This window comes from Micromonospora sp. WMMC273 (assembly GCF_027460285.1).
Taxonomy (GTDB): Bacteria; Actinomycetota; Actinomycetes; order Mycobacteriales; family Micromonosporaceae; genus Micromonospora; species Micromonospora aurantiaca.
Window position 1 is genome coordinate 4,445,140 of record NZ_JAPZBE010000001.1, and the last position, 15,077, is coordinate 4,460,216.

Annotated in this window: 18 protein-coding genes and 1 other RNA gene; 6 read left to right on the forward strand and 13 right to left on the reverse strand. The window is 71.6% G+C overall.

All coding sequences use genetic code 11. The features are described 5' to 3' along the window. Positions 1–9 precede the first annotated feature (9 nt). From O7611_RS20395 to O7611_RS20405, 3 genes are all read right to left on the reverse strand, one after another. Positions 10–1,446 (reverse strand): RNB domain-containing ribonuclease, encoded by a 1,437-nt coding sequence (locus O7611_RS20395; RefSeq protein ID WP_269697397.1) that lies wholly within the window; start codon positions 1,444–1,446, stop codon positions 10–12. A 62-nt stretch (positions 1,447–1,508) separates the two neighbouring features. Then, the gene (locus O7611_RS20400) at positions 1,509–2,264 is read right to left on the reverse strand and encodes a histone (protein ID WP_269697398.1); all 756 of its coding nucleotides are present in this window, start codon (positions 2,262–2,264) and stop codon (positions 1,509–1,511) included. A gap of 77 nt (positions 2,265–2,341) precedes the next feature. Beyond that, entirely contained in the window at positions 2,342–2,545 is a 204-nt protein-coding gene (locus tag O7611_RS20405) for a hypothetical protein (RefSeq protein WP_030273123.1), read from the reverse strand. A 182-nt stretch (positions 2,546–2,727) separates the two neighbouring features. Between O7611_RS20405 and O7611_RS20410 the strand changes: the two genes are divergently transcribed. Further along, positions 2,728–4,002 (forward strand): M48 family metallopeptidase, encoded by a 1,275-nt coding sequence (locus O7611_RS20410; RefSeq protein WP_269697399.1) that lies wholly within the window; start codon positions 2,728–2,730, stop codon positions 4,000–4,002. A gap of 3 nt (positions 4,003–4,005) precedes the next feature. On the opposite strand, the gene O7611_RS20415 is transcribed toward O7611_RS20410, so the two are convergent. Beyond that, the gene (locus tag O7611_RS20415; RefSeq protein ID WP_269697400.1) at positions 4,006–4,773 is read right to left on the reverse strand and encodes a hypothetical protein; all 768 of its coding nucleotides are present in this window, start codon (positions 4,771–4,773) and stop codon (positions 4,006–4,008) included. Next, positions 4,770–5,093: a PadR family transcriptional regulator gene (locus O7611_RS20420; RefSeq protein WP_269697401.1), complete on the reverse strand. Its 324-nt coding sequence runs from the start codon at positions 5,091–5,093 to the stop codon at positions 4,770–4,772. Before O7611_RS20420 ends, O7611_RS20415 begins: the two co-directional genes overlap by 4 nt. Positions 5,094–5,332: 239 nt before the next feature. Between O7611_RS20420 and O7611_RS20425 the strand changes: the two genes are divergently transcribed. After that, on the forward strand, positions 5,333–5,704 hold the full coding sequence (locus O7611_RS20425) for a hypothetical protein (RefSeq protein ID WP_013287772.1): 372 nt from the start codon (positions 5,333–5,335) through the stop codon (positions 5,702–5,704). After that, complete coding sequence (locus O7611_RS20430; protein WP_269697402.1) at positions 5,701–6,186, forward strand: roadblock/LC7 domain-containing protein; 486 nt, start codon at positions 5,701–5,703, stop codon at positions 6,184–6,186. The genes O7611_RS20425 and O7611_RS20430 overlap by 4 nt, the downstream gene beginning before the upstream one ends. Before the next feature lie 137 nt (positions 6,187–6,323). Here the strand turns inward: O7611_RS20430 and O7611_RS20435 are convergent, their stop codons facing one another. The 4 genes from O7611_RS20435 to O7611_RS20450 form a co-directional block, all read right to left on the reverse strand. Next, entirely contained in the window at positions 6,324–7,280 is a 957-nt protein-coding gene (locus O7611_RS20435) for a threonine/serine dehydratase (RefSeq protein WP_269697403.1), read from the reverse strand. Positions 7,281–7,441: 161 nt separating this feature from the next. Next, positions 7,442–7,837, reverse strand: coding sequence for a VOC family protein (locus O7611_RS20440; RefSeq protein WP_269697404.1), 396 nt, complete (start codon positions 7,835–7,837; stop codon positions 7,442–7,444). Between the two features lie 67 nt (positions 7,838–7,904). Continuing rightward, positions 7,905–8,249, reverse strand: a complete 345-nt coding sequence (locus O7611_RS20445) for a DUF6331 family protein (RefSeq protein WP_194801095.1) — start codon at positions 8,247–8,249, stop codon at positions 7,905–7,907. 27 nt (positions 8,250–8,276) lie between these two features. Beyond that, a complete protein-coding gene (locus O7611_RS20450; RefSeq protein ID WP_228532177.1) occupies positions 8,277–8,645 on the reverse strand; it encodes an immunity 51 family protein in 369 nt (122 codons plus the stop codon). Between the two features lie 98 nt (positions 8,646–8,743). Here O7611_RS20450 and O7611_RS20455 point away from each other — a divergent pair, with 98 nt between their 5' ends. Together O7611_RS20455 and O7611_RS20460 are read left to right on the forward strand one after the other, a co-directional pair. Next, positions 8,744–9,148 carry an ADP-ribosylation/crystallin J1 gene (locus O7611_RS20455; RefSeq protein ID WP_228532176.1) on the forward strand — a complete coding sequence of 135 codons (405 nt, stop codon included), beginning with the start codon at positions 8,744–8,746 and terminating at the stop codon, positions 9,146–9,148. 346 nt (positions 9,149–9,494) lie between these two features. Then, positions 9,495–10,298, forward strand: coding sequence for a hypothetical protein (locus tag O7611_RS20460; protein ID WP_194801094.1), 804 nt, complete (start codon positions 9,495–9,497; stop codon positions 10,296–10,298). Between the two features lie 517 nt (positions 10,299–10,815). Here O7611_RS20460 and O7611_RS20465 read toward each other — a convergent pair. From O7611_RS20465 to rnpB, 3 genes are all read right to left on the reverse strand, one after another. Further along, a complete protein-coding gene (locus O7611_RS20465) occupies positions 10,816–11,742 on the reverse strand; it encodes an IS3 family transposase (protein ID WP_194803492.1) in 927 nt (308 codons plus the stop codon). Further along, entirely contained in the window at positions 11,739–12,050 is a 312-nt protein-coding gene (locus tag O7611_RS20470) for a transposase (protein ID WP_194803493.1), read from the reverse strand. Before O7611_RS20470 ends, O7611_RS20465 begins: the two co-directional genes overlap by 4 nt. A 394-nt stretch (positions 12,051–12,444) precedes the next feature. Continuing rightward, positions 12,445–12,853: RNase P RNA component class A (gene rnpB, locus O7611_RS20475), an RNA gene on the reverse strand. 216 nt (positions 12,854–13,069) lie between these two features. On the opposite strand from rnpB, the gene O7611_RS20480 reads away from it, so the two are divergent. Beyond that, positions 13,070–13,831, forward strand: coding sequence for a sulfite exporter TauE/SafE family protein (locus O7611_RS20480; RefSeq protein WP_269697405.1), 762 nt, complete (start codon positions 13,070–13,072; stop codon positions 13,829–13,831). Between the two features lie 11 nt (positions 13,832–13,842). Here the strand turns inward: O7611_RS20480 and O7611_RS20485 are convergent, their stop codons facing one another. Next, positions 13,843–15,066, reverse strand: a complete 1,224-nt coding sequence (locus O7611_RS20485; RefSeq protein ID WP_269697406.1) for an MFS transporter — start codon at positions 15,064–15,066, stop codon at positions 13,843–13,845. Positions 15,067–15,077: the final 11 nt, after the last annotated feature.

The following is a 15,077-nucleotide window of genomic DNA, read 5'->3' on the forward strand; positions in this document are numbered from 1 at the left end:
CCGCGCTGGTCACGCCCGTTCGAAGGCGACCCGGCGCTGGGCCGGGTCGGCGGCGGTGAGGCGTACCCGGACGCGTTCGCCAAGCGGCAGCTCACCGGTGCAGCGGGCGCGCACCGGCGGCTCGTCGAGCGCGATCGTGCCGCCGGGCGGACGGCCGGGGCGGCCGTTGCCCGCCGGGCGCGGTTCGTCCACGTCGAGCACGGCCGCCTCGAACGTCTCCCCCACCCGGTGCGCGAGCAGCACCGCCTCGGCCAGCTCCACCGCGCCACGGGTGGCGGCGCCCGCGGTGCGGTCGGTCGCGGCCATCACCTCGGGCAGTTTCGGCAGCGCGGCCCGGACCTGCTCGGGCACCTCGCGGCCCTCGTGCAGCGCCAGGCAGACCTCGGTGGCGTAGCGGTCGGCCAGCCGGCGCAGCGGTGCCGTGACGTGCGCGTACGCGGCCGCCACCCCGCCGTGCTCGGGCTGCTCGGGCAGCTCCCCGTCGAATGCGGTGTACGCGGCGCCGCGCATCAGCTCGGCGGCCTGGTCGACGAAGGCCGCGACCCGGGGCTGGGAGGTGTCCAGCCCGTCGAGCACCTGACCCACCGGGGTGCCGTCCGGCCAGGGCACGCCGAGCGGGTCGGCGGCGAGCCGCAGCCGCTCGACCGCCTCGGGCCGGGGCCGGGGCATGGTGCGGAGCAGCCCGATCCGGCCGCCCAGCATGATGTCGGCGGCGGCCATCCCGGTCAGCAGCGAGATCTGCGCGTTGTGCTCCTCCATCGGGCCGGGGCCGCGCAGCACCAGCCGCCACCCGTCGCCGTCGGGCTCGACGTCCTGCTCCGGCAGCGGCAGGTTGATCGCGCCCCGGCTCAGGCCCCGCGCGGTGAGCAGCGCGCCGACCTCGGGCAGCAGGGCGATCGGCTCGGGCAGCCGGCCCGTGTCGGCGTCGCGCTGCACGCCGCCGTAGTCGAGCTTGGCCCGGCTGCGCACCAGCGCCCGCTCCAGCGTGACCGCCACGGTGCCGCCGTCGGCGTCCAGGTCGACGGTCCAGAGCACGGCGGCCCGGTCGGCGTCGGGCAGCAGACTGGCCGCTCCTTCGCTGAGCGTGTGCGGGTGCAGCGGCACGTTGCCGTCGGGCAGGTAGACCGTCTGCCCCCGGCGCCACGTCTCGGCCTCCAGGTCACCGCCGAGGCGTACGTGGGTCAGGACGTCAGCTATCGCGTACCGGACGCGGTAGCCGCCGCCGGGACGGCGGGTGAGGTGCATGGCCTGGTCGAGGTCGCGCGAGGTCGCCGGGTCGACGGTGACGAACGGGATGTCGGTCCGGTCGGCGACGGCGGGCGGCGGCGCGGCGGCCGCCAGGTCGGCCTCGCGCTGCGCCGCGGCCGGGAAGCTCTCGGGCAGTCCCAGCTCGCGGCGCAGCGCGCCGAAGTCGATACGGGGCGCCAGTACGCGTCGGATCACCACGCGGTCAATCCTGACAGCGCCCCGCACGTTCCGCTCCCCGGGAGGGAGCGGTGTCCGCGGCGTCAGGCGCGGCGGGCCGGCGCCTTACGTGCGGTGGTGCTCTTGGCGGCGGTGCTCTTGCGGGCCGGCGCCTTCTTCGCGGCGGTGGTCTTCTTCGCCGCCGAGGTGGTCTTGCGGGCGGTGGTGGTCTTGCGCGCGGGCGCCTTCTTCGCCGCCGCCTTGCGCGCCGTGGGACGCGTCGAGGCGGTGGTCTTCTTCGCGGGCGCCTTCTTCGCCGCCGCGGTGGTCTTCTTCGCCGCCGCGGTGACCTTCCGCGCGCCGGTGGTCTTCTTGGCCGCCGTCGTCGTCTTCTTCGCCGCAGTCGTCTTGCGGGCCGGCGCCTTCTTCGCGGTGGCGGTGGTCCGGGCCGTCGTGGTCTTCCGGGCCGCGGTGGTCTTCTTCGCCGCCGTGGTCTTCTTGGCCGCCGTGGTCTTCTTCGCCGCCGCCGTCTTCTTGACGGCTGTCGTCTTCTTCGCGGTGGTCTTCTTCGCCGGCGCGGTCTTGGCGGCGGCCCGGCCGGCCGGCGCCGTACGAGCCGCGGTCTTCTTCGCCGTCGTCCTGCTGGTAGTGGTCTTGGTGGCCGGCGCCTTGCGCGCCGCCGACACGACCTTCCTGGCGGCCGCCTTCTTGGCCGCCGCCTTCTTCGCCGGTGTCCGCCCGGCGCCGGCGCCCGAGGCGTTCGGCGACGCCTTGGTGACCGTCGTCGTCCTGCCCGCGGCGGTCCTCTTCGCGGTCGTCCGTTTCGCGGCCGGGCGGGTGGCCTGCTGTGCTTCGGCCATCTCGGTTCCCTTTCCTGGGGACGTGCTCTCGCCCTCGCGGAGCACGGATCACCTCGACGCGGGCCCTCCCGCGCCGTCTAGCGGCCCTCCCCGGCCCAACGGGCGTCCTCGGCGTCCCACGCGTCGTTACGCTCCCGCACTGTCTGCAGGGCGTTGTCCGCGTCGGCGGCTGAGGCGTACGGTCCGAGAACGTGCTTGGCGGGGCACACGTCGGCATCGGTCTCGACCCGGTGGTGTCGCGTGCACCAGTAGTAGTGCCCACCACTTCCGTCGTCGCTCATGCGATCACTGTGCACCGGGAACCGCCCGGCCGCCACCGGAACGGCACAAATAGTCACGGCCTTCTCCACATTAGACCTGGTCGGGGCGGTTGTGGCGGGGAACGGCGGAAGACTCGGAGATGCCCGCACTCGTCCGAACGGCCGGTACCGGCGCCGGTGGGGAACGGACAGGATCGGCGCTCGTGATCACCACGACGACGGGCACGGGGGCCTGTCCGCGATGCGGCGCGACGCCGGTGTCGCTGGACGGGGCGTTGCCCTGGTGCGCCGGCTGCGACTGGAACCTCGACACCTACGACGCGCGCCGGCAGCCGCCGGAGTTCGGCTGGTCCTGGGTCGACCGGCGGACCCACCGGCTCGCCGCGCGGCTCACCCGCCGGCAGTACGCCGCGCTGCTCGGCCGGTCGCTGGAGCCGACCGGGCCCGGGTTCACCGGCGTTCTCGTCGCCGGCATCTCGGTGCTGCTCCTGCTCGGGGTGGCGGGGATCGCGGTGGCCGGGGTGTGGCTGCTGTTCGCGTACCCATTCCCGAACCTCGCGGTGGTCGGCGGCGTGGCGCTGATCGCGCTCGCGGTGGCGCTGCGGCCGCGTTTCGGCCGGCTCGACCGGGACCTGGACGTGCTCACCGAGCGGGAGGCGCCGGAGCTGCACGCACTGGTCCGGGAGGTGGCGACGGCGGTGGGCGCGCCGATGCCGCACGTGATCGGCGTCGACGGCGCCATCAACGCCTACGCGACGTCGGTGGGGCTGCGCCGGCGGCGCGTGCTCGGCCTCGGGCTGCCGCTGTGGGGCGCCCTGGACGGACCGGCGCGGGTCGCGTTGCTGGGCCACGAGCTGGGCCACTTCGTCAACGGCGACGTACGCCGGGGGCCGGTGACCCAGCCGGCGCTGACCATGCTCGGCAACGCCGCCGACCTGTTCCGGCCGCGGGGCGGGTCCGACGGCGGCGGCCTGCTGGTGATGGTCGGCGAGTGGCTCGGCCACCTGGCGTCCTGGACGCTGTCGCGGCTGCTGTTCGCCGGGCACGTGGTGCTGGTCGCGACCGCGCTGCGGGAGAGCCAGCGGGCCGAGTACCTGGCCGACGAGATGGCCGCCCGCGCCGGCGGCACGGCGGGCGCGACCCGGCTGCTGGACACGACGCTGCGGACCGACTCGGTGGCCACCGCCGTGCGCAACGCGGTACGCGGCGGCCACGGGCCGGACACCTGGCGGGTGGAGACGGGACGCGCGCTGGACGCCGCGGCGCAGCGGCTGTCGCTGGAACGGCAGCTCACCGTCCGGGAGGACGCCTCGCTGTTCGCCGCCCACCCGCCGACCGGTCTGCGGCACCGGATGCTCGGCGCGCGGCCCTGGCAGGACCCGGCGGTGACGCTCACCGAGGCGCGGGCCGCGCGGATCGACGCCGAGCTGGCCCGGCACTACGAGCGGGCCGGGCGGGCGCTGAGCTGGAACGCCTGACGCTCAGGCGGGTGCCGGGACGGGCTCCGGACCGGGTACGGCGGCGGGCGCCGGGCGGGCCGCCGCCATCGCGTACGCCACGGCGTAGGGCGTGCAGGCCAGGTAGAACAGCGGCTCGACGAGCACCCGGTCGGTGATGCGGAACCGTTCCCACCCGGTCGGCCGGGGCAGCCCGAACGACGAGTCGGTCCAGCAGGTGAACAGCCAGAGCGGCGCGGAGATCCGGTCCACCGCGTCCGGCGGCAGACCGTCGGCCACGGGTGCGGTGGCCGGGACCGAGGTGACCACCGCGAGCACCACCGCCGCGTCGGCCGCCACCAGCGCGCCGAGCAGACCGGCCAGCCACGCGAGGCGGACCCGGCCCCGGCGCGCCAGCGCCCCGGCGGCCCAGAGCGCCGGGACCAGCAGCGCCAGCCAGAGCAGCAGCCCGGGCACCGTCTCCCACACCCGGCTCTCGCCCCGGGCGGCGAGCAGCGCGAGCGTCGCGGTCACCGTCGCGGCGACCGGCAGCGCCACGCCGAGCGCGGTGGGCAGCGCCCCCACGCGTACGGTCCGGCGCGCGGCCCGGGTGACGACGATCGCGAGCGCCGTGCCGAGCAGCGCGGTGAGCGCCGACCAGGCCGGCAACTGCGCGGCGGCGGCCCACGGCACGCGCATCTCCAGCCACCCGTGGGCCACGCCCATCACCGCGCCCGCGAGCACGAGGACCGCGACGCAGGCTGGCGGCGCGACCAGCAACACCCCTGCGGTACGCCCCAGCGGCCGGGTCACCACACCGGCGCCCAGACCAGGTCCGGGCCGGCAGGTTCGGCGGGTACGAGGGCACGCAGCTCGCTCAGCGCCGACCGGGCCGAGCGGATGCCCTCGCCGGTGAGGCGGTAGTAGCGGCGGGCCGGGCGGCCGGCGGCGGCCGGGTCGACGTCCTCCCAGTCGGCGGCGAGCCAGCCCGCCGCCTGAAGGCGGTGCAGCACCGGGTAGAGCGTCCCGCTGGGCAGGCCGGTGAGCCGCATCAGGTCGAGGCCGTAGCGCGGCGCCTCGGGCTCGGCGAGCAGCGCCGAGAGCACCTTCGCCACCGGAATGGTGAGTCGCACGGGCGCACTCTATCGGATCTCTACATAGCGTGGATGCACCGTCTTACCGGGACAGACGGCGACAAGTAATGGACGGCGCGGTCCCTTCGCCGGGACCGGCGGCCGGTCCGGGAGGGCCCGCTCAGGTGGATCACCGGTGGCCCGTGTGCACCTCGCGTCTCCATATGCGAGCCTCGACGGACCGCACCCGCTGCCCGCCCGCTCCGGCGGACAGCGACCCGAGCTGGGGAGAGAAAATCGTGGGCAACCTTGACATCGCGCTGAAGAACGCGATGAACATCGACGGCGCGATCGGGGCCGCGCTCGTCGACTACACCAGTGGCATGACCCTCGGCGTCGCCGGGGGCACCGGCGAGATCGACCTGACGGTCGCCGCCGCCGGCAACACCGACGTCGTACGCGCCAAGCTGCGCACCATCGAGATGCTCAAGCTCGACGACGAGATCGAGGACATCCTGATCACGCTCGGCAGCCAGTACCACCTGATCCGCCCGCTGAGCAACCGCACCGGCAAGGGCCTGTTCCTCTACCTGATGGTGAGCAAGAGCCGGGCCAACCTCGCAATGGCCAGACACCAACTGCGCACGATCGAGGAGAGCCTGGAACTGTGAGCCGGGTGGACGACCTCCCCCGCCGTACGCGCCCCCAGGCCGGCACCCTGCCGCCACCCCGGGCGCTTCCACAGTCGCTGGCCGGAAACCCGGCGCTGCCGTACCCGGCCATCGCCCAGGAACTCTCCGCGCTGCGGCTGCAGATCCCCGGCGTGCACGGATGCGTCCTCGGCGGCGTCGACGGCCTGCTCGTCACGCACAACCTGCAGAACGGCGCCGACCCGGACGACCTGGCTGCGCTCGCCGCCACCACGTACGGGCTCGGCCGCCAGGTCGGGTCACGGTTGGGGCAGGGCGACTTCCAGCAGTCCACGGTACGCAACGCGGGCGGCTACCTCAGCGTGTACGCGATCAACGGAGAGGCGCTGCTCGCCGTGATCGGCACGGACAGCATCAACGTGGCGCGGCTGCACCTGCACGCCCCGACCACCGCAGCCCGGCTCGCCGAGCTGCTCGACGGCGTCAGCCCGGCCACGTCCTGACGTACGCCGGTCGTCCCGGTCCCACCCGTCCGGACCGGAGGCGGCCGGCGTACCCCCGGGTTCTGCCGTTCGTGCGGCGCGGAGATCGCGCGCTTCGTGTGGTGGTCCGCTCGGCGCGGCGGTCGCGGGGCGGCGGGTCAGAGGCCGAAACGGCCGGCCCACGTGGTCACGTCGGCGACTGTGGCGTTGCCGCCGCAGACCACCAGGCCGATCCGGGCATCGGCGCCCACCCGCTCGACCACGCGGCGGGCGGCGGGCAGCAGGCACCCGGCGGCGGGCTCGGCCCACACCTTGGCGTGCTCGGCCAGCTCCAGCGTGCCCCGCACCGCCTCGGCGTCGGAGACCACGAGGACGTCGCTGACCAGTGCGGTCACATGATCGTAGGTGAGCTGCGAGACGCTCGGCGCGCTGAGCGTGGTGACGATCGACGACAGCGGCACCTCGACCGGGCCGCCCTTCGCGATCGCCTGCGACATCGCCTGCGCGCCCTCGGTCTCCACGCCCCAGACGCGTACCCCCGGCCGGCGCGCCCGCAGCGCCGCCGCCACACCCGAGATCAGCGCGCCCCCGCCGATGCTGACCAGCACGTCGGTCAGCTCACCGGCGTCGTCGGCGAACTCCAGCCCGACGGTGCCCTGCCCGGCGAGCACGATCGGGTCGTCGAACGGGTGCAGCAGCGTCACGCCCTCGTCCCGCAGCCGGTTCATCAGCGCGAACGCGCCGGCCATGTCCTCGGTCAGCCGCACGTCCGCCCCGGCCGCACGGGCCACCTCGACCGCACGGGCGGGCGCGCTGCGCGGCATGACCACTGTCGCCGCCACCCCGAGGGCACCCGCCATCACCGCGACCGCGATGCCGTGGTTGCCGCCGCTGACCGCTACCACCCCGGCCGCCCGCTCCGCGTCGTCGAGCGCAAGCAGCTTCGCCGCCGCACCACGGGCCTTGAACGAGCCGGTACGTTGCAGCAGCTCCAGCTTGGCGGTGACCGGTACGCCGAGCAGCTCGGTCAGTCCCGGGCTGGGCAGAGTCGGGGTGTGCACGACGACATCGGCGATCCGGTCGGCGGCCGCCTGGATGTCCGCAAGCTCGATCACCACCGCAGCGTCCCACACCGGCCCTTCCGCCCTCGCCGCCCGCCCCGCCGCCCGTGCCCGGGCACTCCGGCGCCCGCCCGGTCGATCTTGGAGTTCTGGCACCTCGCGAACTTCGTGAAAGGGAATTTCTGGGCGCCACAACTCCAAGATCGATGGGGTTGTCACGAGCGGGTGGCGGCCACCTCGGCGTCGCTTCGGAGGATGCAGAACTCGTTGCCCTCCGGGTCGGCGAGCACCACCCAGCCGGTGCCGTCGTTCTCGCGCCGGTCGGCCACCACTGCCGCGCCCAGCCCGGTCAGCCGGGTCAACTCCTCGTCGCGCGTGCCGTCGACCGGGCGCAGGTCGAGGTGGATGCGGTTCTTGACCTGCTTGGCGTCCGGCACCTCGATGAAGAGCAGGCGGTGCCGACCGTCCCGCGAGGAGATCATGCACTCCTCGTGGCCCGGCTCGTTCGGGTCGTCCGGGTCCTCGCGGTAGTCGAGGACCGATGCCCACCAGCGGGACAGGGCGTAGGCGTCGGCACAGTCCACGGTGGTGTGGGACACGTAGGAGGTCATCACCGGATCATCGCAAGTCCTGATCGCCCCGGAGCGCCCGGTCGCTCCCGGACCGGCCACCGGCTCGCTAGGTGTCAGCGCCGCCCACGGACGCGTCGCCGGCCGCCAGTCCCGCGTCGAGCGCGTGCAGGAAATCCAGCAACTCGCGCCGCGCGGCCTCGTCATGCGTGCGGTGGTTCAAGAAGTCCGACGTGACGCAACGGGAGCGGTCCTCGACCACCTCGATCAGCTCGATGAGTTGAAGCCGGGCTTCGATCACCGCGGCCGAGCCCACCTGGTGGCACCAGTCCTCGATCAGGTCGGGGTCCGTGGAGACGGCATCGATCCCGCAGCACCCGACAACGCACTCGACCTCGCAGAAGGCGATGCACTTACGCAGGGGCGAGGGCACTTCGACCGCCACGTCCGCCATCGCCTCTCCTCCCCGCCGCGTCAGCTGTCAGTCGTCGAACTCGAACCCGCGCGCTGCGGCGTCGTTGACCAGCCGCCGCATGCGTTCACCGTCGGTGGCGACCGCGTTCATCAAGGCCTCCAGTTCTTGCAGCGCGCCTCGATCGGTGCCGTAGGCGCAGAACATGCCGGCCTCAGGGTCATAGGCGAATCGACCTTCGAGCGCCGGGGCCCCGGTGCGGACGAGGACCTCCGCGACGCCTGCCCAGAAGTACCCGTTGGGCTCGTGACCAAGCTCCCCGATCACACCGTCGACTGGAGTAGTCCCGGCATCCAGCAGCAGCGAATACTGTCCGGGAGTGGTCTCGATCAGCCGGAGCGAGGTCATCTTCGAAGCCTGACAGTGGTCGGTGGTCATGGCAAGATCCGGAAGTCTCCGTCAGGCGCTCAGTTCCGCTCCTCCACGCGGCGCAGTCATCTGCAAACCTCACACTCAACGGGCACGAGGTGCGGCGAATGTTCGATCCGGCGGGACTGTCCGGCATCGCGACCGACCGCGGCAGCGGGGGCGACGTGAGCAGCGACGTAACGACAGTGCTGTGGCGCCCCCTGGGACAGCAGGAACTCGGTCTCGTCCGCGAGGCAGGAGGTCGCAGGTGGCCGCCACTCTCGCCGGAGCACACTCACTTCTTCCCGATGCTCGACGAGGACTTCGCCATCAGAGCTGCCCAAGACTGGAACCTGTTCGGATCCGTGCGCTACGTGGCCCGCTTCCACGTCGAGACAGGCTTCCTGGGCCGCTACTCGACACGGTCCTTCGGCGGATCCGCCGCTCCGATGCTGTGGGTTGCAGCCGAGGAACTCGACGAGTTCAACGCGCACATCGTCGGTTCGATCGAGGTCATCCACGAATTCCGGTAGCGGGTGACCGGTACGGACGGCACCTTCGCGCGGCGTCGTCCCAGCCCAACCGGCCGCACGTCGCCGGGATCATCCAATGACCATCGACACCCGGAGTGCCCGAGGTAGGAGGCGAGGGCCTTGATGCTCTCCCCGGCATCGAGCAGCGCCGAGGCGCGGAAGTGCCGCAGCGCGTGCATGCCGGTCGTCCTCGACGGCACGATGCCTGCCCCCGTGACGGCAAGTCGACACGCTTTGGCGTCGAACCAGACTCACCTGGCTCAACGTTGGAACGTCCTGCCAGGCCGGAGCGCCGTTCGAGAAACTTGCTTGCTGCAACCGGCTCGGTGAGGGAAGGGTGCTGCGCGTGACCAAAGCACCCGACGGTCTCAACCTTCCACCGGGTCTCTCGCCCCAGCGCCTGGAAGTGCTGACAGAGCTTGCGGACCGGAACGATACGGATCACGGCGAGGACTTGGTGGGCCTGGTCCTCTCCGGTTCGGTAGGCCGAGGGCTTGCCACGGACCGCTCAGACCTGGACGTGTACGTCGTTCTCACCGACCAGGGCATGGGCGAGCGCAAGACGACCCGATCCCCTGACCTCGACGAGATCCCGGTTCCGGTCTCCCAGTTGGAAGAGGTACCCCCATTCGGGAGCGGAGGCTGGTGGTTCCGCTGGTCGTTCGCGTGGGCCCCGATCCTCCTCGACCGCACACAAGGCCGGCTGTCCTCCGCCCTTCACCGGTTGGCCACGGTGACGCCCGACGAGGCAGAGACGATTCTCGTCGAGCATGACCGCCTGGACGGGTGGCTGAACTATGCCTACCGGGCCCTCAAGAGCGACCGCGACGGACGCGAATTGGAACGCCGCCTCGATGCTGCCGAATCAGTGCCCTGGCTGCTGGACGTCATCTTTTCGCTGGCCGGACGGGTGCGTCCCTATCACAAGTATCTGCCTTGGGAACTCCGCGAACACCCCGTGCCTGAGTGGGATGCACGCGAACTCCTGTCATTGCTACAGGCCACCCTCGACGGCGATCCGGCCGCCATACGGGCAACCTTCAAGCGGGTCGAGAACCTCTGCGCGACCTTTGACGACGAGCGTCCCGTGCCCGTGCTGACCCCCACCATCGAAGGCTGGGGAGACGAACTGCAGATCCTCCGACACTGACCGGAGGTACCACCACCAGTCGACGCCTGAGTGATGCGGGGTCATACGCGATCCGCGAGGTCAGGTGTCGCACATCAGGTGGCGGAAGACTGTCGCGCATCAGTCGGCGGAGGAAAGGCCGGCTGCCGACGATGTCGGTTCTCAGGACCTGCATGACAGAGCAGTCTCGGAACGTGGGTGACACGTCCGGCTGGACGCTCTTGCACCGTTGACGGTGGGACTACCGTCGGAGGCGTGATCGTGCGTACGCGCTGGGCGATCCCCCACCCGCCTGAGGTGCTGTGGCCAGCACTCTGCGACTCACGCCTTGAGCTGCAGCCCCGGTGCCCGGTGTTCTACCTGGGTACGCCTCGACCGACGATGTGCCGGTTGCCCGATGGCCCAGGCGAGGTAGACGCGGCCCGGCAGTGTGTCTCGGAGCAAGGGGTGGTGCGGCAGCGGATCACCGTATGGGAGCCACCAGCCCGGCTGGCGTTCCACATGGAGTTGAGTTCCCCCCGCTTTGATGGAGCGGTGGTTACCTGCTGCCGGCTGGCGCAGGGGTGGCGATAGGTGGCTCGGCTGGTTGCGGCTGGCGGGTGTGCCAGGCGGTCTCGTACTCGTTCGGGCTGAGGTAGCCCAGTTCCTTCTGTATGCGGCGGGTGTTGTACCAGCCGTCGATGTAGGCGAAGATCGCGTTCTCGGCCTCGTCGCGGGTCCGCCAGGACGTGCGGTAGACGAGTTCGATCTTCAGCGTGGACCAGAAGTTCTCCATCAGGGCGTTGTCGTACGAGTCGCCGACGGAGCCCATCGACGGCAGGATCCCGTTGTCCTGCAAGCGTTCCGCGAAGCGGAACGACGTGTAGTTCGACCCGCGGTCGCTGTGGTGGATCAACTGGCCGTCGCGGACGTCGCGCGACCAGATGCCGTATTCGAGGGCGGCGAGGATCAGGTCGGTGTCGCAGCGGTCAGACGTCTTCCACCCGACGATCCGGCGGGAAAACGCGTCGCGGACCGCAGCCAACCAGAACACACCCTCACCGCACGGGATGCGGGTGGCGTCGGCAACCCAGAGCCGGTTCGGCCCGTCGGCGGTGAACTGCCGATTGACCAGATCCGGCGCCGGCGTGTGCCGGGGATCCTGCTTCGTGGAGCCACCACGCCAGCCTCGACGCAGGAACGCCCCCTGCCAGCCCTGCTCGGCCATCAGCCGCTCGACGCGCTTGCGGCCCACGCGGATGCCGTCACGGCGCAGCTGCCGGTGGACCCGGTCAGCGCCGTAGGTGCGCCCGGAGGTCTCCCAGATCTCGTGGATGTTGGAGATCAGCCCCAGGTCGACGACGTCCCGGTCGCAGGGCTGCTCGGCCTGCTTGACCCACGCGTAGTAGGTTGAAGCGCCGATGTTGAGGACCCGTAGCAGGAGCGCGACCGCGAACTGGTCACGGTGTTCGTGAATGAACCTCATGACCGTCGCCGGGTCGGGTCGAGCTCCGCCGCGAAATACGCACTCGCGGCCTTCAGAATCTCGTTCGCCCGCCGCAACTCGGCAACTTCCTTGCGCAGCCGCCGGTTCTCGTCCGCCATCTCGCTGGTCGGCCGGTCGTGACGCTCACCCGTGTCGGCCTCGGCCTGGCGGATCCAGTTCCGCAACGCCTCGTGATGCACGCCGAGTTGCTCGGCCAGGCGCCGGATCACCGGCTTCGGGTCCGACTCGCGATACAGGCGCACGGCGCGCTGACGTAGCTCGTCGGGGTACTTCTTCGGTGCTGCCACGGACGACTTCCTCCCCACGGCCATAAGACCATGATCAAGAAGCTCCATGAAAGCGGGGGTGGCTCAGTCGACGGATCTTGGTTTCCACCGCTACGTTGACTATCTCGGGGATCTATTCGAGATGGCCCCTGCTGGTCATGGCACGCAGGTCACCCGGACCACGACGTTGACAGTCCGCGGGTTCGGCCGCGCCGTGCTCTATCCGGCGTTATGGGTCGGGTTGAAGTCGGTGCACCGCTTCGTGTTCCGCAACTGGCAGAAGATGGTGTTATCGCCCCCTCGGCCAGGTGACGCTCACTCGCCTACCAGGTGATCGGCCCGTCTGACGCATATGGAGTCTTGACAAACGACGACCAGTTCAGACGACAGATGTGGCGTCTGAACTGATGGGCGACGGACGAGTCGACCTGTACGCCGGATTCTGTGACCGGCACGCCCGTAGGCGCACCGGCGGCGGCCATCCATCTCGGCCTGCCGTTGCCGGCAGGCTCCAGCGGCCTACCCGCAGACATCGGGCGGGCAGCCCTCGAGCGTCTGCGCGGGTCGTCATCTTGCGGTGACGGCCCTTTCTTGGCCTTGCTCCGGGTGGGGTTTACCGAGCCACCCCGGTCACCCGGGGTGCTGGTGGGCTCTTACCCCACCGTTTCACCCTTACCGTCCCGTTACGGGCCGGCGGTCTGTTTTCTGTGGCACTGTCCCGCGGGTCACCCCGGGTTGCCGTTAGCAACCACCCTGCCCTGTGGAGTCCGGACGTTCCTCGGCGACGGGCCGGAGCCCGTCGACGCGACCGCCCGGTCGACTCGTCCGTCGCGCCCTCATCCTAACGACGCACCCGCCGCGTCCATTTCCACCCCGGCCCGCGAGTGCGCGCCCGCCACTTCGGGGAGGTGGCGGCATCAACCGACCCTCGATACAGCCACTTCCCCGAGCTGGCGCGGAACCCACTGGCGCGGAACCCACTGGCGCGGAACCCACCGGCCCACCGGCCCGGGAACCGGACGGACTAGCCTCGGGGGATCATGGATCTCTCCGACGCCGCGCTCCTGATCGCCGCCGGCCTCGCCGCGGGCACAGTCAACGCGGTGGCCGGCGGCGGGTCGCTGATCACGTTCCCAGCGATGATCGCCACCGGCCTGCCGCCGGTGGCGGCGAACGTCTCGAACTCGGTGTCGGTCTTCCCGGGGTACGTGGCGAGCGTGGCGGGCAGCCGGGTGGACCTGCCGCGCGGGCGGGAGCTGTGGTCGCTGCTGCCCACCGCAGTGGTCGGCACGATCGCCGGGTGCGTGCTGCTGCTGGCCACTCCCGCGCGGGCGTTCGAGCTGGTGGTGCCGTTCCTGGTGCTGGGCGCGACCGCCGTACTCGCGTTCCAGGGTCCGCTGCGCCGGCTGGTCGGCCATCCGGAACGGCTGGGCGCGCGCCGCCGTACCGTCACGGTGCAGACCATGGTCGCGCTCGGCACTGTGTACGGAGGCTACTTCGGCGCGGCCCTCGGGGTGATGCTGGTGGCCGGGTTGGCGCTGGTGCTCGACGCGACGCTGGCCCGGGTGTCGGCGGTGAAGAACCTGCTCTCCGCAGTGGTGGGCCTCACCACGCTCGTGGTGTTCGCCCTGTTCGGCCCGGTGAACTGGGCGGCCGTCGCGGTGGTCGCGCCGGCCACCCTGTTCGGCGGGTACGCGGGCGCGCGGCTGGCCCGCCGGCTTCCGCAGGTGGTGTTGAAGACCGTCATCGTGGTGTTCGGCACCACCATCGGTCTCTACCTGCTGTGGCGCGCGCTGACCTGACCGACGAGCGGTCAGTAGGCCTCCCCCACCGGCTCCTCCGGTGCGTGCTCGGCGCGGCGGGCGGCCCGGTTCCAGATGACCCGTTCGCCGTAGCCGGCCGCCATCAGGTGACCGAACGCGAGGTACGCGAGCAGGCCCGCGGCGAGCACCCCGAAGCCGACCCAGAACGGCAGCGCCAGGCTGTGCTCGGCGAGCTTGCCGGAGATGATCGGCGCGGGCGCGGCGGCGCCCCAGCGGACCAGGTTGAACGCGCCGGTGGCGACGCGTCGGTCGGCGGAGCCGAGCCCGAGCGCCAGGTCGGTCAGGTTGGCGTTGGCGAGGCCCATGAACAGGCCGGCGACGACGAGGACGACGAGTGACATGGCGGTGCCGGTGGAGGTGGCGAACAGGACCATGCACACCAGCAGGCCGAGCAGGGCGACGCCGACGGTCTGCACGGCGCCGATGCGGTGGGCGAGCCGGTGCCCGAGCAGCAGGATGCCGGCGGCCAGGCCGAGGCCCCAGCCGGTGAACGCCAGGCCCAGCGGGATGACGTCGAGGCGCAGGAACAGCGGCGTGTAGCCGAGGACGACGAAGAAGACGAAGTTGTACGCGGCGGTGACCACGCACAGCGTCACGAACGCGGGCTTGCGGTAGGTGGCGAAGATCTGGCCGAGGCGTACCGGCTGTTGCTTGTTCGCCGGTTCGCGCAGCTTGCGGGCGGCGACGCCGAGCGCCAGCACCATGAACACGCCGCAGACGAAGAACGGCAGCCGCCAGCTCACCTCGCCGAGCAGGCCACCGATCAGCGGGCCGACCGCGAAGCCGAGCCCGAGGGCGGTCTCGAACAGGCCGACCACCCATTCCCTGTCGTTCGCCAGGTTGACCAGGACCACCATGGCGGTGGCGAAGAACATCGCGTTGCCGAGGCCCCAGACGCCGCGCAGCACGGAGAGCTGCACGATGTCGTTGCTGAACGAGGCTCCGATCGCGGCCACGCCGACGACGGAGACGCCGGTGACGAGCACCGGCTTGAAACCGAACCGTCCGCTGGCGAGCGTCGCCGGGATCATGCCTACGGCCATGACCGCGATGTACGCGGTGAAGAGCAGCTCGACCTGCCAGGCGGTGACGCCGATCGCCTCGCCGATGACGGGCAGGATCGGATCGACGACGGCGATGCCGGCGATGGCGAGGAACGCCACGAGCGTGGTGGCGTAGATGGCACTGCGGTTGGGCTCGGATCGGCGATCCACTCCGCAACCTC

Bases quoted from the DNA above. Each gene is read 5' to 3' on its own strand.
- O7611_RS20400 (WP_269697398.1), bottom strand. From the start codon at position 2,264: ATGGCCGAAGCACAGCAGGCCACCCGCCCGGCCGCGAAACGGACGACC.
- O7611_RS20480 (WP_269697405.1), top strand. From the start codon at position 13,070: ATGGATCTCTCCGACGCCGCGCTCCTGATCGCCGCCGGCCTCGCCGCG.
- O7611_RS20450 (WP_228532177.1), bottom strand. From the start codon at position 8,645: ATGACCACCGACCACTGTCAGGCTTCGAAGATGACCTCGCTCCGGCTG.
- O7611_RS20445 (WP_194801095.1), bottom strand. From the start codon at position 8,249: ATGGCGGACGTGGCGGTCGAAGTGCCCTCGCCCCTGCGTAAGTGCATC.
- O7611_RS20405 (WP_030273123.1), bottom strand. From the start codon at position 2,545: ATGAGCGACGACGGAAGTGGTGGGCACTACTACTGGTGCACGCGACAC.
- O7611_RS20440 (WP_269697404.1), bottom strand. From the start codon at position 7,837: ATGACCTCCTACGTGTCCCACACCACCGTGGACTGTGCCGACGCCTAC.
- O7611_RS20465 (WP_194803492.1), bottom strand. From the start codon at position 11,742: ATGAGGTTCATTCACGAACACCGTGACCAGTTCGCGGTCGCGCTCCTG.
- O7611_RS20455 (WP_228532176.1), top strand. From the start codon at position 8,744: ATGTTCGATCCGGCGGGACTGTCCGGCATCGCGACCGACCGCGGCAGC.